The organism is Kitasatospora sp. MAP12-44 (genome assembly GCF_029892095.1).
Taxonomy (GTDB): domain Bacteria; phylum Actinomycetota; class Actinomycetes; order Streptomycetales; family Streptomycetaceae; genus Kitasatospora.
In genome coordinates this window covers 1,976,130-2,001,190 of sequence record NZ_JARZAE010000004.1, presented here as the reverse complement: position 1 = coordinate 2,001,190, position 25,061 = coordinate 1,976,130, and the positions used below count along the sequence as shown (strand labels likewise).

General features: G+C 71.8%; 18 protein-coding genes, 1 tRNA gene and 1 pseudogene. 5 read left to right on the top strand and 15 right to left on the bottom strand.

Annotated elements, in window-relative coordinates; translation table 11 throughout:
* Positions 1 to 11: 11 nt before the first annotated feature.
* The gene (locus P3T34_RS09450; RefSeq protein WP_280665557.1) at positions 12 to 947 is read right to left on the bottom strand and encodes a helix-turn-helix transcriptional regulator; all 936 of its coding nucleotides are present in this window, start codon (positions 945 to 947) and stop codon (positions 12 to 14) included.
* A gap of 126 nt (positions 948 to 1,073) precedes the next feature.
* Here P3T34_RS09450 and P3T34_RS09445 point away from each other — a divergent pair.
* Positions 1,074 to 1,169: pseudogene (locus P3T34_RS09445) on the top strand (NADPH:quinone oxidoreductase family protein); the annotation flags it as partial.
* Between the two features lie 64 nt (positions 1,170 to 1,233).
* On the opposite strand, the gene P3T34_RS09440 reads toward P3T34_RS09445, so the two are convergent.
* Both P3T34_RS09440 and P3T34_RS09435 read right to left on the bottom strand, forming a co-directional pair.
* Positions 1,234 to 1,322: transfer RNA gene (locus P3T34_RS09440), tRNA-Gln, on the bottom strand.
* 330 nt (positions 1,323 to 1,652) lie between these two features.
* The gene (locus tag P3T34_RS09435) at positions 1,653 to 1,979 is read right to left on the bottom strand and encodes a hypothetical protein (RefSeq protein ID WP_280665556.1); all 327 of its coding nucleotides are present in this window, start codon (positions 1,977 to 1,979) and stop codon (positions 1,653 to 1,655) included.
* Between the two features lie 392 nt (positions 1,980 to 2,371).
* Between P3T34_RS09435 and P3T34_RS39890 the strand changes: the two genes are divergently transcribed.
* A complete protein-coding gene (locus P3T34_RS39890) occupies positions 2,372 to 2,485 on the top strand; it encodes a DUF397 domain-containing protein (RefSeq protein ID WP_348534646.1) in 114 nt (37 codons plus the stop codon).
* Between the two features lie 111 nt (positions 2,486 to 2,596).
* Here P3T34_RS39890 and P3T34_RS09425 read toward each other — a convergent pair whose 3' ends face one another.
* The 6 genes from P3T34_RS09425 to P3T34_RS09400 form a co-directional block, all read right to left on the bottom strand.
* Positions 2,597 to 3,025: a GNAT family N-acetyltransferase gene (locus tag P3T34_RS09425; RefSeq protein WP_280665555.1), complete on the bottom strand. Its 429-nt coding sequence runs from the start codon at positions 3,023 to 3,025 to the stop codon at positions 2,597 to 2,599.
* A 61-nt stretch (positions 3,026 to 3,086) separates the two neighbouring features.
* Positions 3,087 to 4,184 (bottom strand): acyl-CoA dehydrogenase family protein, encoded by a 1,098-nt coding sequence (locus P3T34_RS09420; RefSeq protein WP_280665554.1) that lies wholly within the window; start codon positions 4,182 to 4,184, stop codon positions 3,087 to 3,089.
* A complete protein-coding gene (locus tag P3T34_RS09415) occupies positions 4,181 to 5,371 on the bottom strand; it encodes an acyl-CoA dehydrogenase family protein (RefSeq protein WP_280665553.1) in 1,191 nt (396 codons plus the stop codon). The genes P3T34_RS09420 and P3T34_RS09415 overlap by 4 nt, the downstream gene beginning before the upstream one ends.
* Positions 5,368 to 6,591, bottom strand: coding sequence for an acyl-CoA dehydrogenase family protein (locus P3T34_RS09410; RefSeq protein ID WP_280665552.1), 1,224 nt, complete (start codon positions 6,589 to 6,591; stop codon positions 5,368 to 5,370). The genes P3T34_RS09415 and P3T34_RS09410 overlap by 4 nt, the downstream gene beginning before the upstream one ends.
* 2 nt (positions 6,592 to 6,593) lie before the next feature.
* Complete coding sequence (locus P3T34_RS09405) at positions 6,594 to 7,592, bottom strand: phosphotransferase family protein (RefSeq protein WP_280665551.1); 999 nt, start codon at positions 7,590 to 7,592, stop codon at positions 6,594 to 6,596.
* 156 nt (positions 7,593 to 7,748) lie between these two features.
* Complete coding sequence (locus tag P3T34_RS09400) at positions 7,749 to 9,407, bottom strand: metallophosphoesterase family protein (protein WP_280665550.1); 1,659 nt, start codon at positions 9,405 to 9,407, stop codon at positions 7,749 to 7,751.
* 250 nt (positions 9,408 to 9,657) lie between these two features.
* On the opposite strand from P3T34_RS09400, the gene trpS reads away from it, so the two are divergent.
* Positions 9,658 to 10,674 (top strand): tryptophan--tRNA ligase, encoded by a 1,017-nt coding sequence (gene trpS / locus P3T34_RS09395; protein ID WP_280665549.1) that lies wholly within the window; start codon positions 9,658 to 9,660, stop codon positions 10,672 to 10,674.
* 371 nt (positions 10,675 to 11,045) lie between these two features.
* Entirely contained in the window at positions 11,046 to 12,479 is a 1,434-nt protein-coding gene (locus P3T34_RS09390; RefSeq protein WP_280665548.1) for a nucleobase:cation symporter-2 family protein, read from the top strand.
* A 92-nt stretch (positions 12,480 to 12,571) separates the two neighbouring features.
* Here the strand turns inward: P3T34_RS09390 and P3T34_RS09385 are convergent, their stop codons facing one another.
* Positions 12,572 to 13,471, bottom strand: coding sequence for a LysR family transcriptional regulator (locus P3T34_RS09385; RefSeq protein WP_280665547.1), 900 nt, complete (start codon positions 13,469 to 13,471; stop codon positions 12,572 to 12,574).
* Positions 13,472 to 13,571: 100 nt separating this feature from the next.
* Between P3T34_RS09385 and P3T34_RS09380 the strand changes: the two genes are divergently transcribed.
* Positions 13,572 to 14,576: an NADP-dependent oxidoreductase gene (locus P3T34_RS09380; RefSeq protein ID WP_280665546.1), complete on the top strand. Its 1,005-nt coding sequence runs from the start codon at positions 13,572 to 13,574 to the stop codon at positions 14,574 to 14,576.
* Between the two features lie 26 nt (positions 14,577 to 14,602).
* Here P3T34_RS09380 and P3T34_RS09375 read toward each other — a convergent pair whose 3' ends face one another.
* The 5 genes from P3T34_RS09375 to P3T34_RS09355 form a co-directional block, all read right to left on the bottom strand.
* Entirely contained in the window at positions 14,603 to 15,523 is a 921-nt protein-coding gene (locus tag P3T34_RS09375; RefSeq protein ID WP_280665545.1) for a deoxyribonuclease IV, read from the bottom strand.
* Between the two features lie 138 nt (positions 15,524 to 15,661).
* Entirely contained in the window at positions 15,662 to 18,988 is a 3,327-nt protein-coding gene (locus tag P3T34_RS09370) for a S8 family serine peptidase (RefSeq protein WP_280665544.1), read from the bottom strand.
* Positions 18,989 to 19,539: 551 nt separating this feature from the next.
* Positions 19,540 to 22,686 carry a SpoIIE family protein phosphatase gene (locus tag P3T34_RS09365; protein WP_280665543.1) on the bottom strand — a complete coding sequence of 1,049 codons (3,147 nt, stop codon included), beginning with the start codon at positions 22,684 to 22,686 and terminating at the stop codon, positions 19,540 to 19,542.
* A 113-nt stretch (positions 22,687 to 22,799) separates the two neighbouring features.
* Positions 22,800 to 23,684, bottom strand: a complete 885-nt coding sequence (locus tag P3T34_RS09360; protein WP_280665542.1) for a peptidase — start codon at positions 23,682 to 23,684, stop codon at positions 22,800 to 22,802.
* Between the two features lie 2 nt (positions 23,685 to 23,686).
* Positions 23,687 to 25,018 carry a VWA domain-containing protein gene (locus P3T34_RS09355; protein WP_348534645.1) on the bottom strand — a complete coding sequence of 444 codons (1,332 nt, stop codon included), beginning with the start codon at positions 25,016 to 25,018 and terminating at the stop codon, positions 23,687 to 23,689.
* Between the last annotated feature and the right edge of the window lie 43 nt (positions 25,019 to 25,061).

The window sequence follows — 25,061 nt, the reverse complement described above, 5'->3', positions numbered from 1 at the left end:
GGGGTCTCCATTCACAGGTGTTCAGGAAGGGTGGGCTGGTTCTCGGTTGCCGGACGAGTGTGTCCGACAACGGCAGGGGTGGTGGCAGGGGTGATGGCTTGGGCGAGCAGGGTCAGCGCGGCCTGCGAGGCGGAACCCGCCACGGCGGTGACAGCGACGAGTCGCTGTCCTTGCTCGTTCGGGACCGCCATGGCCTGCTGGGTGACATCCATCGCTCCGACGAGCGGATGCCGCATCCGGTAGGCCGCGATGTCCCAGGCGCGGACCCGGTGCTCGGACCACAGGTCGGTGAACTCCTGGCTATGCATGACCAGTTCACCGATCAGTGCGGCCAGCAGTGGATCGTCGGGGTACCGGCCTACGGCCAGTCGCAGTCTCCCTACCGCGTCTCTGGCCTTCTTCGGCCAGTCCTCGTACAGCTCCCGGGTGTGGGCGTCCCGGAAGACCAGCCGTGCTGTGTTCGGACGCCGGGCCGGGTCCTGCGGGCTGCTGGGGTCGAGGTGCCCGGCGAAGAGCGCATGCCCGGTGCGGTTCCAGGCCAGTACGTCGCTGCTGCGACCGAGCACGACGACCGGAGTGTCCCCGAAGGCGTCGATCAGCTGCTGGGTCGTCCTGGTGACGCGCTCGGGTGTCGACGGCTTGCGGGTTCGGTCATGACCGCCTTTCCGCCCGACACCGGCGAGGTCGTACAGGTGACGCTGCTCGGTGTCGTCCAGGCGAAGTGCCCTGGCGAGCGCATCCAGTACCTCCGTCGACGCGCCCCGCGACAGCCCCTGCTCCAGCCGCGTGTAGTACGACTCGCTCACCCCCGCCAACCGGGCGAGCTCGTCCCGGCGCAGTCCCGGCACCCGCCGCCGCTCGTCGAACTCCGGCAACCCGACGTCCGACGGCTGTAGTTGCGCCCGACGCGTCCGCAGGAACCGTCCCAACTGCGACTTGCTCTTCATGGACTCGAGTATGGACACGGGCAGCGGCGCGTGCCTGCCCCTGCCAGTGTCAGGCAACGCGGCTTGAGATGGCGGGCTGGGCATCCGTTCGAGAACCCGGCTGACCTAACAACCGGCCATCCGGGACCGCTGCCGTTCATCCCCGGCGTCGAGCACTGCGGTGAACTGGCCTCGGGTGAACGGGTGATCGGCAATCCCGTGCTGCCCGGCGGCGCCTTCGCCGGCTCGACCCGCTGCGTGGCCCCGACCGGGCGCATGGTGATCCTGACCTGACGTGTGGTCCTTGCGGAGAAGGCAGGATTCGAACCTGCGTGGGCTTGCGCCCGACCAGGACCAGAGCCCCGGTCCCCGATAAGCCACTCCGGGCACCTCTCCTCGTGCGCTGGAGCCGCGATCCTGCGGGCTCCTCCGCACACCCATGACTATCCACCCCGCCTCTGACCCCGCCCTGACCCGCCGCTGATACCACGACAGCCTCCGCGCCGCATCGGCCGGAGGCTGTCGTGCTACCCGCAGGTCAGCAGCTGGCGGGGCCGTCCGTGCTTGCCTCGGATCGGTGGCAGGAGCTGGGTGACGTCTTTGCGGTTGCCGCCGGTGCGCTGGCAGATCGGCGCCGCTTCGCTGATCAAGGCCCGCTGCCACGCGAATGTCCGACTGGGCCTCGTATGGACGGCCTGCACAGTGATCCCGGATTGCCGTGTCAGGTCAGATGGTCCAGCTGACGGGGTAGGTGGCGATCGGGGTGAACGTCACGCCGACCGCCTCCATCTCCCCGCGCGCGACGACGACCATCTCCTTGAGGTGATTCAGCTGAGCTGCATGCTCTTCGCAGTCCCAGACGCTGACGTGCAGCATCGAGCCGTCCGGCGAGACGCCCGCGTAGAAGTGGATGAGCCCCGGTAGTTGCTTGACAGCAGGGATCAGGTACTCCGAGGTCTTCGTGTTCATGGCGTCGACCTCGGTGAACCGGCTCGGGTCGAACGTGGCGCGCGAGGCGCGGACGACTGCGGTCGCGGGCAGCGACTCGGTCATGGCAATCCCCTCCGTGGATGAATTACGCTTCCATCAACATCAACGAGGATTGACACACCGTCATTCCCGGCAGCCCAGAAGCCTCATTTCTCTCGTCAAGTCCCTCGGGCTGCAGTGGGGTTGCTGCCCCGGCGTGACATCGGGAAGATCATCTGGCGCGAGGTCGGCGCGGTATGCCGACGGCTGGGCCCTGGTGCAACTGCGGCGCAGACCACCGCCCGGACCGGGACTTGTCCTCCTGATCCGAGCCGCACCACGACGGCCTCTCCGAGCCCCCGACGGTCTTTGCCGATGGCTACACCGGTTACCTCTACCTGGGCAAGCCCAACGAACTCGAATGCTACGACGGCGACGCGAACTGTGTAGAAGCCGCCTTCATCGGTCCGGAAATCATGCCGGTCCGTGACTCCAAGGACCCGGACGGGCCCGCGCTGCTCTTCTCCGCCAACGCGTGGCAGGCGTTCGTGGACGGCTTGCGCGCCGGGGACTTCCCCGCCGACTGCTGACCCAGCCCGACCCAACAGCCCCCGGTCGCCGCGCGGCACGGGGGTTGTTGCATGGGCTCTCGCGTCGACCGGTCGCCCGCGCAAGGGTGCCGGATGGGGTGATCGGTTCTTTTACCGCTGTTCCAAGGGCTTGGTCCAGCGGCGCCACTGGGGCTCGGGGGCGTATCCGGCGGCTTGCCAGGTGTGTTGGCCGAGTTCGTTGTGTTCCAGGACCATTGCGTCGGCTCGGCGGCCGCCGAGAGTGGTGAAGCGTTGCTCTGCCGCTGCCAGCAGGGCGCTGGCGATGCCCTGGCGGCGGGCGGCGGGGTCCACGGCGAGGCGGTAGAGGTGGCAGCGCCAGCCGTCCCAGCCTGCGATGACCGTGCCGACCATCCGGCCGGCGTGCTCGGCGATGAGCATGGCGTCGGCGTCGCGGGCGATCAGGCGGCCGACGCCGGCTTCGTCGTCGCTGATGCTCGTCCCCTCGGCGGCGGACTTCCAGAAGTCCAGCAGCGCATGGACGTCGTCGGGGGTGGCGGAGCGGATGGTCAACTCGGTCATGGGTAGAGACTGGCAGACCCGCTGACCTGCGGGTCCACCAGTCTCAGATATCAGACGTGCTCTATGCCGGGAGGTCCACCAACTCGGCCAGGACGGCGCGGTGGTGGGCCGGGGTGCCGAGGGCGAGGTGGTCGGCCTTGGCGCGCTTGAGGTAGAGGTGGGCCGGGTGCTCCCAGGTCATGCCGATGCCGCCGTGGAGCTGGATGCACTCCTCGGCCGCGCGGACCGCCGCCGTGCCGCAGTGCGAGGCCGCGACCGCCACGGCGACCGGTGCGTCCGCGCTCGCGGTGGCGAGGGCGTCGGCGGCGGATCGGGCCGCGGCGCGGGCGCCGACCACGTCGAGCCAGAGGTCGGCGAGCCGGTGCTTGAGGGCCTGGAAGGAGCCCAGTGGACGGTTGAACTGGCGCCGCTCGCGCAGGTATCCGACCGTGCTGGTCAGGCACCACTCGGCGATGCCCAGCTGCTCGGAGGCGAGCAGGCCGGCGCCGGTGAGCAGGGTGTGCGCCAGGACGGCGGGGTCGGCGGTGAGTGGGCGGGCCGGGGTGCGGTCGAAGGTGAGGTCGGCGAGTGGGCGGGTGAGGTCCAGCGAGGTGCGGGCGGTGAGCTCGTAGCCGGTCTCGACCAGGTGCAGCGAGCCGTCGGCGGCGGGCACCACGAGCAGGTCGGCCGAGCGGGCGTCGGCCACCGAGGTGACCCGGCCGCTGAGCGTTCCGCCCGGGCCCAGTGTCACCGACGAGGTGAACGGCCGACCGGGGGCGGTGGAGAAGGGGGCGGTGGAGAAGGGGACGGCGAGGGTGCCGGTCCGCGAGCCGTCCGCGAGCGAGCGGACGGCGTCGTCGCCGGCCAGCAGCAGGGCGGTGGTGGCGAGCACCGCGCTGCCGAGGAACGGTACCGGCGCCACCGAGCGCCCCAACTCCTCCAGCACGACGGCGGTTTCGCGAAGGGAGGCGCCGGCCCCACCGTGTGACTCGGGCACCTGGAGCCCGGCGGCGCCGAGGTCGGCGGCCAACTTCCGCCAGAGCGCCGGGTCGTAGCCGTCCGAGCCCTCGATGCGGGCCAGTACGGCGGAGACCGGGCTGTGGTCCGCGAGCAGGTCGCGCACGCTGGCGCGCAGCTCCTCCTCGATCTCGGAGTAGAGCAGGTTCGGGTCGGCGGTCATTGCGCGAGGTCCTTCCAGGGCACGTCCTTGTCGGTGCGCGGCTCCGCGGGCAGGCCGAGGACGCGTTCGGCGATGATGTTGCGCAGGATCTCCGAGGTGCCGCCCTCGATGGAGTTCCCCTTGGCGCGCAGGTAGCGGTAGCCGGCCTCGCGGCCGTTGAAGTCGACCAGTTCGGGGCGGACCATCGTCCAGTCGTCGTAACTCAGCCCCTCCTCGGCCAGCAGCTCGACCTCGAAGCCGGTCAACTCCTGGGCCAGCCGGGCGAATCCGAGCTTGGTGCCCGCTCCCTCCGGGCCCGGTTGGCCCACCGTCAGCTGCTGGCGCAGGCGTTCGCCGGTGAGCCGCAGCACCTCGGCGTCCACCCAGTGCTTGAGCAGGCGCTGGTGCAGCTCGGGGGTGCGCAGCTCGGGGCGGCTGCGCCAGGTGTCGGAGACGATGCCGACCAGGCCGCCCTCGCGCGGGGTGCGCTGGCCGCCGATGGAGACGCGTTCGTTGTTGAGGGTGGTCTGCGCGACCTGCCAGCCCTCGCCGACGGCGCCGAGCCGGTGGCTGTCCGGGATCCTGACGCCGGTCAGGAAGACCTCGTTGAACTCGGCCTCGCCGGTGATCTGGCGCAGCGGGCGGACCTCGACGCCGGGGTCGGTCATGTCGCAGACGAAGTAGGTGATGCCCTGGTGCTTGGGCAGCGCCGGGTCGGTGCGGGCGATCAGGATGGCCCAGCGGGCGGTGTGGGCGCTGGAGGTCCACACCTTCTGGCCGTCCACCGTCCAGACGCCCTCCGCGCTGGGGACCGCGCGGGTGGCGAGGGCGGCCAGGTCGGAGCCGGCGCCGGGCTCGCTGAAGAGCTGGCACCAGACCTCCTCGCCGGTCCAGAGCGGGCGCAGCCAGCGGGCCTGCTGCGCGGCGGTGCCGTAGCGCAGGATGGTCGGGGCGGCCATGCCCAGGCCGATGCCGATCCGGCGCGGGTCGTTGTCGGGGGCGTCGGCGGCCGCCAGCTCGGCGTCCACCGCGGCCTGCAGGGCGCGCGGCGCACCGAGGCCGCCGAGGCCGACGGGGAAGTGCACCCAGGCGAGGCCCGCGTCGAAGCGGGCGCGCAGGAAGTCGAGCGGGTCGGTGGTGGCGGGGTCGTGTTCCGAGAGCAGTGCTCTCGTTCGAGAGCGAAGCTCTTCGATGGAAGCGGTGCTCACGCCCGGCCCTCCTGGTACTTCTTCAGCTCGCGACGGGCCAGCGAGCGGCGGTGCACCTCGTCCGGTCCGTCGGCCAGCCGCAGGGTGCGGATGCCGGCCCAGAGGTGGGCGAGCGGGGTGTCCTGGCTGACCCCCGCGGCGCCGTGAGCCTGGACGGCCTTGTCGAGGATCCACTCGACCGTCTGCGGGACGATGATCTTGATGGCCTGGATCTCGGTGTGCGCACCCCGGTTGCCCACCGTGTCCATCAGCCAGGCGGTCTTCAGCACCAGCAGCCGCGCCTGCTCGATCCGCACCCGGGACTCCGCGATCCAGTCCTGGATCACCCCCTGCGCGGCCAGCGGACGCCCGAACGCCACCCGCTCGCCGACCCGCCGGCACATCAACTCCAGCGCCCGCTCGGCCATCCCGATCGCCCGCATGCAGTGGTGGATCCGCCCCGGCCCGAGCCGCGCCTGTGCGATCGCGAAGCCGGAGCCCGCCTCGCCGATCAGGTTGCCCACCGGCACCCGGGCGCCCTCGAAGAGCACCTCGGCATGCCCGCCGTGGTCACTGTCGTCGTAGCCGAAGACGGTCATCCCGCGCTTGACGACGACCCCGGGCGTGTCGCGCGGCACCAGGATCATCGACTGCTGCCGGCGCGGGTCGGCCGTGGGATCGGTCTTGCCCATCACGATGAAGATCCGGCACTCGGGGTTCATTGCACCGGTGATGTACCACTTGCGGCCGGTGACCACGTACGAGTCGCCGTCGCGCTCGATCCGGGTCTCGATGTTGCTCGCGTCCGAGGAGGCGACCTCCGGCTCGGTCATCGCGAAGGCGGAGCGGATCTCGCCGGCCAGCAGAGGCTCCAGCCACTGCTTGCGCTGGGCCTCGTCGCCGAACTGGGCCAGCACCTCCATGTTCCCGGTGTCGGGGGCGGCGCAGTTGAGCGCGGCCGGCGCGAGTTGCACGCTGCGGCCGGTCAGTTCGGCCAGCGGCGCGTACTGGAGGTTGGTCAGGCCCGCGCCCAACTCCCCGGGCAGGAACAGATTCCACAGTCCGCGCCGCTTGGCCTCCTGCTGCAGCTCGCCGAAGACCGCCGGCACCGCCCACGGATCCCGTGCGGGGTCGGCGAGTTGGGCGGTGAGCAGTGGCTCGGCCGGATACACGTGCTCGTCCAGGAAGGCGGTGAGCCGCCCCCGAAGCTCCTCGGTGCGGGCGTCGTAGCCGAAGTCCATGGTCAGCGCTCCTTCAGGGCGGTCAGTCCGTGGTCGACGAAGAGCGGCACCAGCGCGCCGACCCGGTCGAAGCCGGAGCCGACGGTTCGGCCCTGGCTGTAGCGGTAGTGGATGCCCTCCAGCACCACGGCGAGCTTGAACGAGGCGAAGGCGACGTACCAGTTGACGGCCGCGATGTCGCGCCCCGAGCCCTGCGCGTAGCGGGCGGCGAGCTCCCGGCCGGTCGGGAACCCGGGGGCCAGCGCCACCCCGGGCAGCACACCGGCGAAGCGGTCGGCCAGCTCGGTGTAGGTCACCAGCAGCCCGAGGTCGGTGAGCGGGTCGCCGAGGGTGGACATCTCCCAGTCCAGCACGGCGGTGATCCGGTCGTCCGGCCCGACCAGCACGTTGTCCAGCCGGTAGTCACCGTGCACCAGCGTCGGCGCGGGGGAGGCGGGCAGCGCCTCGGCCAGCAGGCCGCGCAGTTCGTCGATCCCCGCCACCTCGCGGCTGCGGGAGGCGTCCAGCTGCTGCCCCCAGCGTCGGACCTGGCGCTGCAGAAAGCCGTCGGGCCGCCCGAAGTCGGCCAGCCCGACTTCCTGCGGGTCGATCGCATGCAACGCGACGAGCGTGTCGAGCAGGTGCTCGGCCAGCGCGCGGACCCGGATCGGTCCGAGCGCGGCCAGGGCGGCGCTGTCGCGGTGCGCGGTGCCGTCCACGAACTCCATCAGGTAGAACGGCGCGCCGATCACCTCCGGGTCGGTGGTCAGCCGCACGGTGCGCGGCACCGGCACGGCCGAGCCGTGCAGCGCGCTGATCACGCGGAACTCGCGCCCCATGTCGTGCGCGGTGGCCAGGACGTGCCCCAGCGGCGGCCGGCGCAGCACCCAGCGCGTCGTGCCGTCGGTGAGCCGGTAGGTGAGGTTGGAGCGGCCGCCCTCGATCAGCTCGGCATGCAGCGGCCCGGTCCCGAGGTGGGCTTGCAGTCGTGCGAGGTCGAGCCCGGGGGGAGTGTCCGTCATAGGGTCCTCGGCAGGAGTGGGAGATGACTGACTAAGCGCTTGCTTAGCTTCCCGCCGACGGATCGCGATGTCAACGGCGACGGCTCTCGGCGGCTGGAGGGAACGCGAAAGCCGCGCCCACCCTGCGGGGGTGGACGCGGCCGGCCGGGGTCTGGCTCAGTGGCCGTCGGAGCGCCGGCGGTGCAGCACGAAGGTCTCCAACGGGCTGATGGCGCCGTCGGGTTGAGCAACCGTGTAGTAGGTGACGTGGATGCTGGTGGTCGCGCCGGGGCCGGTGCCCGGGTCGACGGTGAAGGCCGCGAAGCCGTACGAGTGGTCCTGGTCGCGCACGCCCACCCACGGGGCATCCTCGTAGACGTAGACCGGCGGGCGCTTGCCGGTGCTCGCCACCGGGCCGACGCCGGTGATCACCTTGGCCTTGGCCGGCGCGAAGAACTTCTCGTTGGTCGGGGAGGAGGTCCCGCCGCCGCCGAGCACCATGTGCACGGTGCCCTGCGAGGTGTCTATCACGTCGGTCGCGGTGGAGACCGGGTTGGGCGTCAGGGTCTCCGAGCCCGACACGGTGCCGCGAACGGCCAGCGAGCGCTCGTAGTTGTGCTCATGGCCGCAGACCACCAGATCGACCTGGTAGCGGTCGAAGAGCGGCCCCCACTGCTCGCGCACGCCGCGGTCGGCGCCGTTGGCGTCGGAGGAGCTGATCACCACTTGATGCATGCAGACCACCACCCAGTCGATCGACCTGTCGGCCCGCGCCTTGCGCAAGTCCTGCTCCAGCCAACGCTGTTGGGCTCCGCCGCTGTAGCCGTGCACATAGGCGTCACCGGCGTCCTGGTAGGCGACGTCGTCGTTCTGCAGCACCACGACGTGCACCGAGCCGACGGTGAACGAGTACCAGAGGCCGGCGAATTCGGCGTCGCCGCCGTTGCCGGGCAGGTCGAAGCGGGTCTGGAAGGACGAGAAGCCGATCGGGCCGTTGCCCTTCTCGTTCTCGTGGTTGCCGGCCGCCGGCATCCATGCGCGGTAGCGGGCCGAGCGGGTGTTGTTGGCGAAGAAGCCCTGCCAGGTGCGCAGCCGGTCGGGGCTGATGTTGGCGTAGCAGAGGTCGCCGTTGAGCAGGTGGAACAGCGGGTCGACCTGCTCGATGCCCGCCACGATGTCCGCCGAGGCCGGCGAGGCGATGCCACTGGGGACGACGGTGTAGCCGCCCTTGCCGTCGGGCTGCCAGGTGGTGTCCGGCACGGCCTGGTCGCCGAAGCTGGTGAAGGTGAACGGGTGCCGGCCGTGCGGCGCGGTGCGGAAGGTGCCCGCGTCCGGGCGGCCGCCGTCGTGCAGCGCGGCGTAGGTGTAGGCGGTGTCCGGGCTGAGGTTCTGCAGCCGGGCGTGGTGGGTGTAGACCGTGCGGCCGCTGGCGCCGTCGGTGTAGGTGCGCGTCTCGGCGTTCACGCTGCGCCCGAACCCGCCGTCCAGCGTGCCGAATTGGACGTGCGGGTGGCGCACCGGGCTGTCCGTGCTCCAGGAGGCCGTCATCGCACGGGCCGGGTCGGCGCCGAAGGTCAGGTGCAGGCCCTCGACCGGCGGGGCGCCCAGCGCCTCGGGCCGGGTGAGCAGCAGCGGCGAGTTCTGTGCAGACGGAGCCGGGGTGTCGGCCGCCGCGTCCGGGGCGGCGGCGAGCAGCGGCACCGCCGTCAGCGCTCCGCCGACTCCGGCGAGCCGCAGGGCCGTACGGCGGCTCAGACCGCCCGCCTCGGCGGAGTCGGGGGTGCCGTCCGCCGGGGTGGCAGGGGTGTCAAACGGGGCATTGGAGGCATTCTCCATGCGAACTCCTCAAGTCCTGATCACCGATGGCCGCCCACGGTAGGGGACTTGGCCAGCAATCCGGTGAACTGCGCCCAGCGCTGCCCTGAACGGTTACAGTGTCCTCATGCGCACACTGCTGCCGATCAGCTGGTGGCCGTCCTAGGACGGCCGCGCATTTCCGATGCCCAGGGTCGTCCGGACGGACGGCCCTTCGTCATCTCCACTGGCAGGGCCCGCCGGACGGCCCGCACCCAGTCAGGAGAGACCGATGAGCAGCTTCCCGATGAGCCCCACCAGCGTTCCGCGCGTACTGACCGGCGACCGCCCGACCGGTCCGCTGCACCTCGGCCACTACTTCGGCACCCTGCAGAACCGGGTCCGCCTGCAGGCCGAGGGCGCCGAGCTGTTCGTGGTGATCCCCGACTACCAGGTGCTCACCGATCGAGACGTGGCCGACCGACTCGCGTTGCACGTCGAGGAGTTGGTGGTCGACTACCTGGCCGTCGGGCTCGACCCCGAACGCACCGTGATCTTCACGCACAGTGCGGTGCCGGCCCTGAACCAACTGCTGCTGCCCTTCCTCGGCCTGGTCAGCGTGGCCGAGTTGCAGCGCAACCCGACGGTCAAGGATGAGATCACGCACTCCCGGCAGTCGGCGGTGAGCGGTCTGATGCTCACCTACCCGGTGCACCAGGCGGCCGACATCCTGTTCTGCAAAGCCCAGTTGGTGCCGGTCGGGCAGGACCAGCTGCCGCACCTGGAGGCCACCCGGACCATCGCGCGCCGCTTCAACGCCCGCTTCGCGCCGGAGGGTTCGCCGATCTTCCCGGAGCCGCGCGCACTGCTCTCGCAGGCCCCACTGCTGCTCGGCACGGACGGCGACAAGATGAGCAAGAGCCGCGGCAATGCCATCGCGCTCGGCGCGAGCGAGGACGAGACGGCGCGGCTGATCCGCGGCGCCGTCACCGACGGCGAGCGTCGGATCAGTTACGACCCGGTGGGCCGTCCCGAGATCTCCAGCCTGCTCCAACTCGCGGCGCTCTGCCGGCAGTCGGACCCGCATACGGTGGCAGCCGAGATCGGCGACGGCGGGGCGAGCCGACTCAAGAGCGTGGTCACCGAGGCGGTCAACGAGTACCTGCGCCCGATCCGGGCCCGGCGCGCCGCGTTCGCCGAGGACCGCGGTTACCTTCGCAAGGTGCTGGCCCGGGGCAACGCGCGGGCCGTGGAGATCGCGGATGCGACGCTGGCCGAGGTGCTGGAGGCGATGGGGATGCGCTACTGACCGGATGGGGATGCGCTACTGACAGTCGGGCACTCTGGCGGCCCCCGGGGCTGGAGGAACATCCAGCCCGGGGGCCGTCGTGATCTCCGGTACCCGGAGCTATTGACTACCGGAGGCGCTCTTTCTACATTTTGTGCAACGCGAAAATGAATTTCCGCGATACGGATTCTCGCCCATCCGCCAGGTGGGGTGAGGCCCGTGTGTGAGCTCATGGGCCGGACCTGTCGCCGCAGGGACCGGTAGGCGAACGGTACCCCCGCCGATCGCCAGGGTCGTCCCAGCGTCACCCGTGCCCCGTCCCGCAATCGGTCGTCGTTCCCGGACCCGAAGCCATCCGTGGTGTGCCACCCAGCTGTGGAGGACGGAAACTCATGAGTCGACAGAACACCGCGAGCACCGCGAGCGCCGCGTCGCAAGCCGGTACGCCGGCGCTGCACCCCGTGGACGAGATGCTGCCGGCCGGCAAGATGACCGCCGTCGCGTTGCAGCACGTGGCCAGCATGTACGCCGGAGTCGCCGCGCCGCCGCTGATCATCGGCGGCGCGGCGGGTCTGACTCCGGCCCAGCTGACGACGCTGCTCGCGGCCAACCTCTTCATCGCGGGGGTTGCCACGCTGCTCCAGACGCTGGGCTTCTGGAAGGTGGGCTCGCGGCTGCCGTTCGTCAACGGCGTCTCGTTCGCCACCGTCTCGCCGATCCTGGCGGTGATCGCGGCCAAGCAGGGCGCCGCGCTGCCGCTGATCTTCGGCTCGACCATCGTCGCCGGCCTGTGCTGCTTCCTGTTCGCTCCGGTCTTCTGTCGACTCGTCAGATACTTCCCGCCCGTGGTCAGTGGCACGGTGATCACCCTGATCGGCGTCTCGCTGCTGCCGGTCGCGGGCAACTGGGCGCAGGGCGGCAACGCCCACGCGCCCGGCTACGGCTCACTGGCGAACCTCGGCCTGGCCGGGCTGACGCTGCTCTCCGTGCTGCTCTTCAACCGCTTCCTCACCGGCTTCCTGCAGCGGATCTCGATCCTCTTCGGCCTGCTGGTCGGCACCCTGGCGGCGATCCCGCTCGGCCGGGTCGACTTCCACGCGCTGCGCAGCCTGCCGGTCTTCGAGCTGCCGCACCCGTTCGCCTTCGGCGCCCCGAAGTTCGAGATCGCCTCGATCGTGGCGATGCTGGTGGTGATGGTGGTCTCGATGACCGAGTCCACCGCCGACATGATCGCGCTCGGCGAGGTGGTCGAACGCCCGGTCGACGACCGGACCATCGCCGGGGGCTTGCGCGCGGACGGCCTGGCGACGGCCTTCGGCGGTGTCTTCAACGGCTTCATCTGCTCGGCCTTCGCGCAGAACATCGGCCTGGTCGCGCTGACGAAGATCCGCAGCCGCTTCGTGGTCGCGCTCAGCGGCGGCTTCCTGATCCTGATGGGACTGATGCCGGTGGTCGGCGGCCTCGTCTCGCTGGTCCCGCAGCCGGTCCTCGGCGGCGCGGGCGTGGTGCTCTTCGGCTCGGTGGCCGTCGCGGGCGTCCGTACGCTGGGCAAGGCCGACCTGAGCGCCGGGTCCAACGCGGTCATCGTGGCCGTCAGCCTGGCCTTCGGCATCTTCCCGATCGCCTACCCCGACTTCTACCATGCCCTCCCGCAGCAGCTCGCGACCGTCCTCAGCTCCGGCATCTCGGCCGGCTGCCTGCTGGCCGTCACCCTCAACCTGCTCTTCAACCACCTCGGCCGCGGCCGCGAGATCCCCCCGGCGCACGTGCCGGAGGAGCAGATCACGGCACTCGGCCGGGTCGAGCAACTGAGCGAGCAGGCCTAGTACTTGCAGCGGACCCGCCGCTCGGGTGCGGGTGCGGGTGCGGGTGCGGCGGCCGGCGCCGGCAGCTCGAAGCACTGGCTGCCCGCTGCCCGTCAGATGGCGGAGTCGGCGGCCCGCAGCTCCCGTACCAGAGCGCGCACGACGGCGGAGCCGGCGAGCTCCGGTGCGGTCACGTAGCCGACGCGGCGCGTCGGGCGCTCCGGACCGAGATCGGTGATCTCGATTGAGTCCGGTGCTCCGACCAGGGAGAGTGCGGGCATGATCGCCATTCCGTGCCCCCCGCTCACAAGCGAGAGCACTGCTCCGTCGTCCTCGGCCTCGATCGTGGCCCTGGGGATCCAGTCCTGCGCGCCCCACCAGGCGCGGGTGTACGAGCCGCAGTTCTCGGCCCAATCGACGAGCGGCAGCGAGCGCGGAGCCGGGTGTCCGGCCGGATGCACCAGGGAGTAGCTCTCCTCGAAGAGTCCGCTCGCCACCAGCCCCGCCGGCAGCTGCGCTCCGTCCAAGGTGGCGATGGCGAGATCCGCCCTCCCGTCGGTCACCTCGCCCGCCGTGCCGCGCCCGAGCTCGCGGACGATCCGCACCTGCGGCTCGATCCCGGGATACCGCGCGTGCAGCCGCTGCAGGACCGGCGGCAGCAGGTGCAGTGCGGTGCTGCGGAAGGCGGCGATCCGCAGCGGGCCCTCCGGCCCCTGCGTCGCCTCGGACCGGGCGGCTCCCCGCGCCTCGGCGACGAGCACGTCCAGCAGGCGCAGGATGCGGCGCGCATGCGCCACAGCCTTCTCGCCCGCCGGAGTGGGTCTGGCACCGCTGCGGCCGCGTTCGAACAGAACGGTGCCGATCTTGCGCTCGCTGCCGCGCACCGAGTGGGAGACCGCGGACTGTGTCAGGCCGAGCGCCTCGGCCCCGGCAGAGAAGCCGCCGGCGTCCGCGACCGCCACCAGGACGCGCAGTTCGTGCGGTGCGAGATCGGTGTCGGTCGTGCGGGCCACAGGGCGCTCACCTCAGGGTATGAGAACTGCTCATGGAACGGGGCGTCACATGAGCCCAACCGCCTGCCCGAGGGGGCCATTCCCGTTCTACGGTCCCGTCATGACCGAGAACGCGATCACCGTCCAGCAGACCACCCGCCCCCACGGCTTCCCCACCAGCAAGGATTTCGCCTTCGTCGAGTCCGCGATTCCCGATCCTGTGGTCGGCACCGCGCTCGTGGAGAACCTCTACTGGTCCGTCGACCCGTACCACCGCGAGATGATGGACGACGTGCCCGGCGGCTTCGCGCTCCACACACCGCTCGAGGGCCGGACCCTGGGGCGCGTCGTCGCCTCGCGGACGCCGGAGCTGACCGAGGGCGAAATCGTGTTCCACCGGCAGGGCTGGCGCACGCACTCCGTGGTCCGACCCGAGGAGATCCGCAAACTCCCCCGCTTCGACGGGGTCCCCCTGACGGCCTACCTGAGCGTCCTCGGCGGCACCGGACTGACCGCCTACGTGGGCCTCACCCGCATCGCCCGGCTGCGCGAGGGCGACGACCTCTTCGTCTCCGCCGCGGCCGGCGGCGTCGGCACGGCCACCGGCCGGTTCGCCCGGCTGATGGGCGCCGGCCGGCTGGTGGGCAGCGCGGGCTCGGCGGCCAAGGTCGACCACCTGACCCGGGAGGTGGGGTACGACGCCGCGTTCGACTACCACGACGGCCTCGCCGCTGAACTGCTCGCCAAGGCTGCACCGGACGGCATCGACGTCTTCGTCGACAACGTCGGCGGCGAGCAACTGGCCGCCGCGGTGGGCGCACTGCGCGAGTTCGGGTGCATCGTCCGGATCGGCACCATCAGCCGATACAACACCCCGGACGCGCCCCCGCCGCACTTCAACTACTCGGACATCGTCGAGAAGAGCCTCCGCATGGAGGGCTTCCTGGTCAGCAATTACCGCGACCTGCAGGACGAGCTGTACGAGTTCGCGGTCCCCCATCTGCAGAGCGGCCGGCTCGCGCTGGACCAGACGGTGGTGGACGGGTTCGAGCACATCGTGGACGCGTTCCTGGGCATGCTGAAGGGCGAGAACACCGGAAAGATCATCGTGCGGGGCCACGCATAGGCCTGCGTCGTCTCCGACGTCACCACTCACCTCCGGGCGGCGCTCCGCTCGGCCCGCAGCTGCTTCAGGCGGGCCACGTCGGCGGCGTGGCCGAAGCCCTCGGCGGCGCTGCGGTCGGGGGTTTCCAGGATCAGCGGCACGCCCTCGGTGGCGGGGTGGGCGAAGAGCTCGCCGAAGGGGTCCGCGCCGATGTGGCCGTCGCCGATGTTGGCGTGCCGGTCCTTGCGGGCGCCGACCACGTCCTTGGAGTCGTTGGCGTGGATCAGCCGCAGCCGGCCGGGGCCCATCGAGGCCTCCAGCGCGTCCAGCGCGGCCGCGACCCCGCCGGGGGCGGCCAGGTCGTGCCCGGCGGCGAAGGCATGGCAGGTGTCCAGGCAGACGCCGACCCGCGGGTGGCGGTCCAGGGCCTCGGCGTACGCGGCGAGGTCCTCCATCCGCGAGCAGAGCGAGCGGCCCTGCCCGGCGGTGGGCTCCAGCAGCAGCCAGGGCGCGTCGGCGCCGAGCGCGTCCAGTTCGTCCAGCAGCGGGCGGACGTCCGCGCGGACCTGGGCCATCGCCTCGGCGTAGCGCGAGCCGCCGTCCGGCGCGCTGCCGACGGCTGAGCCGGTGTGCACGACGACGCCCAGCGCGCCGATCGCGTGGGCGCGCAGCAGCGAGTGGCGCAGCGAGGCGGTGGAGCGCTCGCGGGTGGCGGGGCTGTCCGAGCCGAAGTTGATCAGGTAGGGCGCGTGCACATAGGAGGGGATCGAGCGCTCGGCGCAGGCCGCGCGGAACGCCTCGTCCTGCGCGGGGTTGCCGGCCGGGGTGGCCCAGCCGCGCGGGTTGGCGACGAAGACCTGCACCGCCTCGCCGCCGATCTGCTCCGCGTAGGCGAGCCCGGTGCCGACCAGGCCGCGCCCGGCGACCGGGACGTGCGCGCCGATCGGGTTGCGAGCGGTCGGCGACACGGGACTCGGCGACATAGGACCAGGTGCGGCGTTCATCCGGAGAGGATGTCACGCGGGGCCGGACGTGGCCGAGGCCGCCCCGGTCTCCCGGGACGGCCTCGACTGTGGAGCTGGTGGAGCTGGTACTGCCAGGTGGAACTAGTTGACCGTGTAGCTGTACGGGATCTGGGCGAGAACCGAGCCCGTGGTCCCGAGGAAGCTGTTCGAGGTCGCCACCCCGGCCGGGCCGGAGACCACGTACAGCACACCGTGAACGGTGCTGCCCTTGGCGCCGGTCGGCGTGATGGTGACCTGCAGGCTGCCGGTCGCGCCGGGCGCGACGACCACCGGGGTCGGCTGCGCGGCGGTGGCGTTCACCGCGACGGCGAACGGGTCGCCGGCGTTGGAGGTGAGCGCCGGGTCGAACGCCAGGGTGTGGGCGGTCGCGGTGATCGTCGACGTACCGGCCGGGGCTCCGGCGTCGGAGAACGGGCCGATCTGCTGGACGTAGGTGCCCCAGAGGCCGTTGATGATCGGCTGGGAGGCGCTGCCGTTGTCCGTGACGACCGAGATGGTCGAGCCGTCCTGGGCCTTCTTGAGGTCACCGAAGAGGTCCGGCGAGCCGGCCGTTCCGGAGAGCTCCAGCTGGGCGGTGGTGGACGAGGCGGCCACGCCGGTCAGCTTGGTGGTGCCCGGGGGGACCATGAAGCTGGGGACGGCGGAGGTCGGGGTCAGCGGCAGGGCCACCGTGCCCGAGACACCCTGCGGGACGAGCGGGAGGTCGACCAGGTTGTTCAGTCGGCCCTCCGCGCCCAGCTGCTGGGTGGCACCGGTGTTGTTGGTGTACTGCACGTTGACCGAGACCGGCTGACCGGCCTTCAGCTTGGTGCCGGCGCTGTTCGGCAGGCCGGCCGCGGTGGCCGCGTCCTGGTCGAAGCCGATCTTGCCGGTGTAGGTCTGGCTGAGCTCGGAGCCGCTGACCGGGTTGAGCACGACCACGACGAAGCGCCAGCGGCCGGCGGCCGGGTTGACCGTGGTGGTCGAGACGCCCAGGCCCGTGCTGGTGACGGTGCCCTGGGCGTTGATCACGCCGTTGCTCTCGATGTCGGCCGGGGTGCCGTTGGGCGTGACCAGGGTGCCCTGCAGGAGCAGGTTCGGGTCCTGGCCGAGGGTCAGGCCGACCTGGATGTCCTTCTTGCCCTTCGGCACGTCGAACGCGTAGGTGAAGCTCTGCGCGGGCGACGAGGCGCGGCCGTTGCCACCGGTGATCGTGCCGCTGAAGGTGCCCGAGTTGTTGGAGACGGGAACCAGGCTGCGCAGGATGACCGGGACGCTGGTGGTGTAGCCGTTCGAGCTCGACACGGTGATCGACTGGGCGGCGTCACCGCCGGTGGCCGGGGTGGTGAGCTGGACCTTGAGGGTCTTGCTCTGGCCCGGGTTCAGCGTGGTGACCTGCGGGCTGACGTTGCCCGCGGGGACCGCGCGCTGGGTGGCGGTGTCCAGCTGGACGTTGCCGGTGAAGCCCGCGGTGCCGGCCGGGGTGTAGAGGATCCCGGTCCAGGTGCCCGCGGCCGGGCTCGGGACGTCGACCAGGCCGAAGTTCGGCGACACGGCGCCGCCCTGCGGACGGGTGTTGGTCTCGTAGCGGCCGGACGGGTCGAGCAGCGTCAGGCGGACCACCGGGGTGACCGTGTTGGCGCCGTTCTGCTGCGCCGCACCGGGCCACGCTATTGACGCGGCCAGTCGGTCGGCGCCGGCCGGGACGTTGAACGTCACCTTGTGCGAGACCCAGGGGGCGCCGTTGGTGGCGTAGCTGAACTGCGGGTCGGTGGACGAGTTGAGCGCCACCGTCTGCGTCGCGTCCGACTGCGGGACGAACGTGCGGGTCGCGCCGCTGACGGTCGCCTGCTTGCTGCCGGTGTTCACCACCGTGACGTTCGCGGTGTGGGTCGAGCCGGGCTGGCCGGTGATGTCGACCTGGCCGGAGGTGACGGCGACGGTCGAGCTCAGGTTGGCGTTGGTGCCCGCCTGGTAGCCGGAGGCGGCCTCGGCCGCGGCCCGGACGTTCAGCAGACCCGCGCCCTGCTCCTGGGCCGGCAGGCCGAGGTCCTGGGCGGTGCCGGTGAGCAGGGCCTTGACGACCGCGGGGGTCGGCGAGGCGCCGTGGTGGCCGTTGCGGTAGGCCTCGATGACGACGGCGGCAGCGCCGGCGGTCATCGGGGCGGCCTGGCTGGTCCCGCCGAAGGGCTGGATCGAGGCCGGGCCACCGTTGTAGTTGGTGCACTCGGTGTACTTGGTGGTGTCGGGCGAGCAGAGCGCCCAGTCCGACTCACCCGGCGCGACCAGGTCCACGGTCTTGCCGGCCTGCGTGATGCCGCCGGAGGAGAGCGCGGAGATCCGGTTGTTGGCCCAGGTGCCGTTGGAGAACTGCGCGGCGCCGTAACCGGTCTGCTGGTAGTTCTCGTTGTCGGTCGACGCACCGGCGGAGATCACCAGCGGGTCGGTCGACGGGGTGCCGATGGTGCCGTTGACACCGGCGTCACCGCTGGAGACCGTCACCGTGACGCCGGCCTTGACCGCCATGTCGTTGAAGAGCGAGATGGTGTCGTGCGCGCCGCTGTCCGGAACGATGTTGCTGCCGAACGACTCGTTGAGCACGTCGACATGGGCCACCGAGACGGCGTAGTCGATGGACTGCAGGATCGCCGAGTTCGGGAACAGGTCGCCGCCGGCCTTGAGGGCCACCAGCGAGGCGCCGGGCGCGATGCCCTGGACGCGGATGTTGCAGCCCGCCGGGAGCGGGTGGCTGGCGTTGACGAACTTCGAGACGTCGTACACCTGCCGGCCCTGCGCGATCATCGCGGAGGCGTCACCGAAGGCCTCGGCCGCGCCGCTGGGTGCGTCCCAGCCGTCGCCCGAGAAGTCCTGGTGGTCGACGATGGCGCTGGTGCCGTCGGCCCGCTTGAAGTCCGGGTTGTTGACGTCCAGTCCGTCGGCGATGTAGGCGACCTTGACGCCCGTGCCGTCGGCGATCTGGTCGGCGCCGGGGGCGCCGGCGGTGCTCGCCACGTGGGTGGAGTACAGCGCCTCCGGCTCCAGCAGCGGCTTCGACGGGTCGGTCGGGCAGACCGTGTTCGTCGCGTTCTCGGCGCTCGGCGCGACGTCCGCCTTGGCGGCGGGCGCGGCGGGCGCGGCCTTGGCGGCGGCCGCCTTGCCGTCAGCGGTCGTGGTGGCGGCGGTCGGCGGGGTGACGGTGACCGTCTGGTCCGCGACCACGGAGGCGACCGCGGGGTTGGCCGCCAGCGCGGCGCGCAGCGCCGGGCTGACCGTGGCGGAGAACGCGTTCCCGACCACGAAGCTCTTGATGTCGGTGCCGCCGTTGGCCTTCACCTGTGCGAGCAGGGGGGCCTGCGCGGACTTGGCGGCCTGCTTGCGCGCACCGAGGTGGCCGGCGTCGGCCGGGGTGCTGGTGAGCTGGTCCTTCATAATCACGATCACACCTGCCGGTGCGCCACTCTCCGAGAGCGTCTGAGCGCTCGGAAGGGTGGGCAGCGGAGCGCCGTTCGCGCTGGTCCCGATGGCGAGGACCACGGAGGCTGCGGTGAGAGTGACGGCTGCTAGCTGAGCTTTACGCCAGCCGATCATGAACATCCCTTCGTCTGATAAGACGTCAGGGGGCCTGCTCCAGAGCACGCATCCGGGGTCGGAAGCGTGTGTGCTCCTGGAACGCCCGTCCCGACAAGCTCACGCATTCCAGCGCATGTACAGCAAGCTGACAAGGGGGTAAAGAGGGCAAAGATCGGCCGCTTGACGCCCGTTCCCGTCCGATAAACGGTCAGGTGCAGGTCAGAAGGGGTGCGATGCCCCCACGGGCAGTGTTTCAATTTGATCAAGCCGACACGCCACGTTCACACCTGTGATGGATTGTCGACAGGTCGCCAAGGTCACCTGCGGGGGGTCTGACGTGCGTCGGGAGGCTTGGGCCGCAGGCGCCCCCGGGGCCTGGGCCTCCACCGCATCAGCACGATCGGCGGGTGTCAGTCCGAGCCGGCCGGGAGCTCCAGCTCGAACCAGACCACCTTGCCGTGCCGGGTGCCGCGGCTGCCCCAGCGGTGCGCCAACTCGTTGACCAGGTGCATCCCGCGGCCCCCCTCGTCGTCCTCCAGTGCCCGGCGCATCCGCGGCGCGTGGCCGTCCGCGTCGGCCACCTCCACGGTCAGCACCCGGTTGCGGAAGAGCCGCAGCTGGGTGGGCGCGCCGGCGTGCACCAGGGCGTTGGTGATCAGCTCACTGGTCAGCAGCTCGGTGTGGTCGATCAGCGCGGACAGGCCCCAGGAGGCCAGCGTGCGGCGGGTGAACCGCCGGGCGTGGCCGACCATCTTGCGGTCGCCGGTGAGCGACAGGGTCGCCAGCCGGTCGGCGCCGATCGGACGGGCCTGCGCCATGATCACCGCGATGTCGTCCTCCCTGGTCCCGGTCACCAGGGTCGACAGCACCGCGTCGCAGCTTTCCTCCAGGCTGCCGTGCTGCTCGGCCACCGTGCGCCGCAGCACCTCCATGCCGACGTCCAGATCGCGGTCCCGGCGCTCCACCAGGCCGTCGGTGTAGAGCACCAGCAGGCCGTGCTCGGGGAGGGTGAACTCGACGGTTTCGAACGGGACTCCGCCGACCCCGAGCGGCGCGCCGGTGGGCAGGTCGAGCACCCGGAAGGTCCCCTTCGGCCCGCTCACCACCGGCGGTAGATGGCCCGCGCAGCAGGCCGTGCAGACCCGGTCGACCGGGTCGAAGACCACGCACACGCAGGTCGCGAACTGGCCCTCGCCGACCGCCGCCGCGGCCTCGTCCAGCCGCCGCATGACCCGCGCCGGGTCCATGTCCAGGGTGATCAACGTCTGTGCCACCGTGCGCAGTTGGCCCATCGTCGCGGCGGCCCGCAGACCGTGCCCGGTGACGTCGCCGACCACCAGTGCGACCCGCCCGCAGGAGAGCGGTATGACATCGAACCAGTCCCCGCCCACCTCGCTCAACTCGCTGCTGGGCAGGTAGCGGTAGGCGATGTCCAGGCCGAGCGTGGGGTGCACCTCCTGCGGCAGCAGGCTGCGCTGCAGGGTCAGCGCGGTGTCGCGCTCGCGCCGGTAGAGGCGCGCGTTGTCGATGCAGACCGCGGCCCGCGCGGCCAACTCCTCGGCCAGCGCCACATCCGAGGGGCCGAACGGCTGCGGGTTGTTGCGCAGCCGCATGAACTCCGCGCCGCCCAGCACCGCGCCGCGGGCCAGCAGCGGCACCATCAGGTACGAGTGCAGGCCCGACTCCAGCGCCGGCTGCACCCGGTCCGGGGAGGCGACGATCCGCGCCAGGTTCTCCTCGTTCACCTGCGCGACCAGGATCGATCGGCCGCTGCGCAGGCTCTCCGCGTACAGCCGGGCCGACTGCGACAGCCCGCCGACCGGGTCGGCGGCGCCGGTCAGCAGGCCCCCGGGGCTGTACTCGCCGACCGCCACTGCGCGCATCGTGACCGACCCGGAGGGCGGCACCGGCGCGGTCTCCTCACCCGCGAGCACGGACTCCATCAGGTCGACCGTGACGAAGTCGGCCAAACGGGGGATGACCACCTCCACCAGCTCCTCGGCGGTGCGCCGCAGGTCCAGCGTGGCGCCGATCCGGGTGCTCGCCTCGGCCAGCAGCGCCAGCCGCTGCTGGGCGGCGTGCGCCTCGTCCAGCGCCTGCTGGCGGGCCTTGGCGGCGTCCCGCTCCAGGGTGTAGAGCCGGGCGTTGTCGATCGCGACGGCGGCCCGGGTGGCCAGCTCCGCACCGAGCGTGACGTCCTCCACGGCCAGTGACTCCCGGTCGCCGCGACGCGAGTAGACCACCATGCCGAGCACCACGCCGCGGGCCACCAGCGGGGTGACGTGCACCGAGCGTGAGCGGTTGCGCAGATAGGCCCGCATGCGCTCGACGTGTGCCTCGTCGGTGAGCGGCGGCAGCTCCCAGGAGGGCACCACGACGGTCTGCCCGCTGCTCATCGCCCGGGCGTACGGCGAGTCGGGCGGGATCTCGTAGACCGCGTCGGGCGGCAGGTCCGCCAGCGGGTAGGTGGAGTCGGTGGTGGCCACCGCCAGCCGGCGCACCCGGTCGCCCGGGCCCGCCTGCTCGCCGCTGACCAGCCGCTCAAGCACGAAGACCCCGCTGACGTCCGCCACCCGCGGGACCATCGCGTCGGCCAGCTCCCGCGCGGTGCGCCGCAGGTCCAGCGTGGTGCCGATGGCGGCCGTCACGTCCACCAGCAGGGCGAGGCGCTCGGTCGCCCTGGCCGCGCGCTCCTCGGCCAGAAAGCGCTGGGTGACGTCCACGATGGTCGAGCTGACGCCGAGCACCTGCCCCGGCGGCTCCTCCAGCCGGAAGTACGAGGCCGACCACGCGTGGTCCCGGGTCAGGTCACCGGGCGTACGGCCGTGCGAGCGGGCGTCGATCACCGGCTCGCCGGTCTCCAGCACGTGCCGCATCACGTCCTCGACCTCGGCGCCGTTGATCCCCGGCAGGACCTCGGTCACCCGGCGGCCCAGGTGGTCGGCGACCGGGATCCCGTTGACCTCGGCCAGCGCCTCGTTGAGCCGTACGAAGCGCAGCTGGGGGTCGTAGACCGCCATGCCGATCGGGGACTGCGTGAAGAAGCTGTTCAGCAGCGCCAGGTCCGACTGGAGGCGGCGCACCGCGCTGACGTCCGAGACCACCGCCAGCACCAGCGGGCGCCCGTCCAGGCCGCTCACCAGATGGGTGCGGAAGGCCAGCAGCACATGGTGCCCGTCGCGGTGGCGCACCGGGAAGACCCCCGACCAGGGGCGCCCGTGCAGGATCTGCTCGAACAGCGCGAGCACCTGCGGACGGCGACTCTCGGCGACCAGCAGCTGGGCGGCCGACGAGCCGACGGCCTCCTGCGCGGTGTAGCCGAGCAGCTCCTCGGCCTCGGCGCTCCAGTGCAGGATCCGCCCGTTGGCCTCGACCAGGGCCGTGCCGATGGGCACGATCAGACTGTTGTCCAACTGCTCCGCGACCGTCGGCAGCTGGCCCGGCAGCTGGTCGGCGTCCGTCGGCAGCTGGTCCGGGTCCGTCCAGGGGCGCCCGGGATCGGCGTCCGTCGCAGGGCGACGAGCGCTCGCGCCATCCTTCGGCCGATCTGCCTGCATCCCAGGACCCCGCTCGGAGGTGACCGCCCCGCCCCGCCCAGCCATTTTCGCACGGGATCCCGCTCCCGCAGGGTGGTGCGGCGGCGGGCCCGGGCCCGCCGCCGCACCACCGGTCACACCCCCGGACGGCGCAAACGGCGCGGGTGGCGGGTGATGCTGTAGCCCGCCACCCCGGCCAGGGCGGCCAGCGCCCCGCCGGCCAGGGTCCAGCCCCAGCGGGTGTTCCACCGCGAGAACCAGCCGGAGTACCAGTGCGAGACGGCGGCCACCGGCGCGGCGGCCGACAGCTGCCCCGCCGCGGTCGGGCTCGGGACGGCGGTCGGCGCCGCCGTCGCGTCCGGCGCCAGGGTGGCGCCGGCGTTCACCGGTGGCACCAGGGCGGCCTTCAGCGCGCCGCCCTCGGGCTGCGCGTCGTCCGCGCTGCCGGTGCTGGTGATGTGCAGCTGGGCGTGGGCTGACAGACCGAGGTCCTGGGCCGGCGCGTCGGTCAGCGAGACCTTGACGTAGTACGTGCCCGGCAGCGGGTCGCCGGACCACGGTTCGGCCCACGAGCGGATCTGACGCAGCGTGCAACTGGCCGTCACGGTGGCCGTGGTGGGCGCCGCGATGGCGTTCTGGGTGCCCGCGGTGCAGGCCTGGCGGCGGCGCAGGCCGTCGAAGACCTCCGCCGTCCAGGTCTGCGGCCCGTGCCGGTCGGCGGCGGCCGGCAGGGTGACCGTCACTGTGACGCTCGGGGTCTGGCCCTCGGAGGCGGCGAAGGCCCAGTACAGGTAGTCGCCGGTGGAGACGTCGACCGAGGCGTCCTGGCCGGGGAGCAGCGAGGTCGCGGTCAGGAACGAGCTGCCGGCGGTGGCCGCCGGGGTGCTGGCTCCAGCGCTCGCGGACGGGGTGGGGGTGGGAGAAGGGGTGTCCGCCAGGGCCGGGGCGGCCGGGGCGAGGGCCAGCAGGCCGCCCGTCAGCAGGGTGGTCCAGGTGGTGGTACGCATCGTGGTACGCATCGTCAGTTCTCCCGCCAGACAGCGACCCGCCAGCGTGCCAGCCAGCCGAAGAGCAACCCGCAGAGCAGGCCGGCGCCGGTCAGCACCAGCAGCAGCGTCCAGCCGCGGCCGAGGCCGAGCACCGGGCCCTGCGGCGCGGGCGAGTCCGCGGTGAGGCCGACGGTCAACTCCAGCGGCAGGCCGGGGTCGGTGGCCACGCCCGCCTGCGGGGCGAGCGAGTTGCTGACGACCAGGCAGACGTCATTTCCGCCGGTGGAGCCGGTGGTGGGCACCGCGGTGGGCACCGCGGTGGCGGCGGTGGTGGCCGCCCAGCGCAGGCCGGTGGAGATCACGTCGGTCCGGCCGCTGCCGGCGTCCGAGCCGCGCACCAGCTCCTGGCCGCTCGCGTCGGTGGCCTGCAGCAGCACTCCGTAGTCGCGGGCCACCGCCCGGTCCAGCGAGACGCTGACCGAGGCGCGCAGCTCCTGGCCCGGCTGCACCGGGACCCGGTAGTAGCGGTGCTCGGAGAACTTCTCCCGGTCGCTGTAGACGCCGGGCGCCAGCAGCGGGGCGCCTCCGCAGGTGTCGGTGCCGGTCGCGGCGGCCGGCGTCTGGCGGTAGGTGTTGTCGGCCTGACCGACGATCTGCTGCAGCTTCTTGCTCAGCTGCGCCTGGGTGCGCACGTCGGTGTAGGTGCCGCCGGTCGCGTTGGCGATGCACAGCAGCTGGTTCTTGACGTTGTCGTCGTGCGCCAGGCCGAGCGTGTCGATCACCAGGTGGATGCCCTGGGCGGCCAGCTCGCGGGCCACGTCGCACGGGTCCGGCGGCGCGCAGTCGTCCTCGCCGTCGGTGATCAGCACGATCCGGCGGGTGGTCTGGCCGGGACCGAGGTCCTGGGCCGCGCCGCGCAGGGCCAGGCCGATCGGGGTCCAGCCGGTGGGCCGCAGGGTAGCCACGGCGGTCTTCGCCTCGACCTTGTCGGTCTTGCCGACCGGGTAGAGGGACTGGGTGTCCAGGCACCCCTTGCTCTTGTCGTTGCCCGGGTAGGTGGCGCCGAGCACCCGGATGCCGAACTCGGTCTGGTCGGGCAGGGCGTCCACCACCTCGTCCAGCGACTGCTGGGCGACCGAGAGCCGGCTGCGGCCCTCGATGTCAGGGGTCCGCATCGACCCGCTGTCGTCCAGGATGATGTCGACCTTCGGGGCCTCGCTGGCGGCGGCGGCCGGTGGGCCGCCGGTGGGTTCGTCGGCGACTGCCGGATACCCGCTGAGCAGCGAGGCGCCGGTTATCGCGAAGGCGGTCAGCAGGCTGGAGAGCCTCGCCACCGTTCGTCGTTTGATGATCACGGCCCGCATCTTATGGATCATCAGTTGCGATTGGCGAACCGGAGCGAGGTTG

What these genes read in the sequence shown, in the direction of transcription:
- P3T34_RS09450 (WP_280665557.1), bottom strand. Translation starts at nt 947, where the DNA reads ATGAAGAGCAAGTCGCAGTTGGGACGGTTCCTGCGGACGCGTCGGGCG.
- P3T34_RS09435 (WP_280665556.1), bottom strand. Translation starts at nt 1,979, where the DNA reads ATGACCGAGTCGCTGCCCGCGACCGCAGTCGTCCGCGCCTCGCGCGCC.
- P3T34_RS39890 (WP_348534646.1), top strand. Translation starts at nt 2,372, where the DNA reads ATGCCGGTCCGTGACTCCAAGGACCCGGACGGGCCCGCGCTGCTCTTC.
- P3T34_RS09425 (WP_280665555.1), bottom strand. Translation starts at nt 3,025, where the DNA reads ATGACCGAGTTGACCATCCGCTCCGCCACCCCCGACGACGTCCATGCG.
- P3T34_RS09420 (WP_280665554.1), bottom strand. Translation starts at nt 4,184, where the DNA reads ATGACCGCCGACCCGAACCTGCTCTACTCCGAGATCGAGGAGGAGCTG.
- P3T34_RS09410 (WP_280665552.1), bottom strand. Translation starts at nt 6,591, where the DNA reads ATGGACTTCGGCTACGACGCCCGCACCGAGGAGCTTCGGGGGCGGCTC.
- P3T34_RS09405 (WP_280665551.1), bottom strand. Translation starts at nt 7,592, where the DNA reads ATGACGGACACTCCCCCCGGGCTCGACCTCGCACGACTGCAAGCCCAC.
- P3T34_RS09400 (WP_280665550.1), bottom strand. Translation starts at nt 9,407, where the DNA reads ATGGAGAATGCCTCCAATGCCCCGTTTGACACCCCTGCCACCCCGGCG.
- trpS (WP_280665549.1), top strand. Translation starts at nt 9,658, where the DNA reads ATGAGCAGCTTCCCGATGAGCCCCACCAGCGTTCCGCGCGTACTGACC.
- P3T34_RS09390 (WP_280665548.1), top strand. Translation starts at nt 11,046, where the DNA reads ATGAGTCGACAGAACACCGCGAGCACCGCGAGCGCCGCGTCGCAAGCC.
- P3T34_RS09380 (WP_280665546.1), top strand. Translation starts at nt 13,572, where the DNA reads ATGACCGAGAACGCGATCACCGTCCAGCAGACCACCCGCCCCCACGGC.
- P3T34_RS09370 (WP_280665544.1), bottom strand. Translation starts at nt 18,988, where the DNA reads ATGAAGGACCAGCTCACCAGCACCCCGGCCGACGCCGGCCACCTCGGT.
- P3T34_RS09365 (WP_280665543.1), bottom strand. Translation starts at nt 22,686, where the DNA reads ATGCAGGCAGATCGGCCGAAGGATGGCGCGAGCGCTCGTCGCCCTGCG.
- P3T34_RS09360 (WP_280665542.1), bottom strand. Translation starts at nt 23,684, where the DNA reads ATGCGTACCACGATGCGTACCACCACCTGGACCACCCTGCTGACGGGC.
- P3T34_RS09355 (WP_348534645.1), bottom strand. Translation starts at nt 25,018, where the DNA reads ATGCGGGCCGTGATCATCAAACGACGAACGGTGGCGAGGCTCTCCAGC.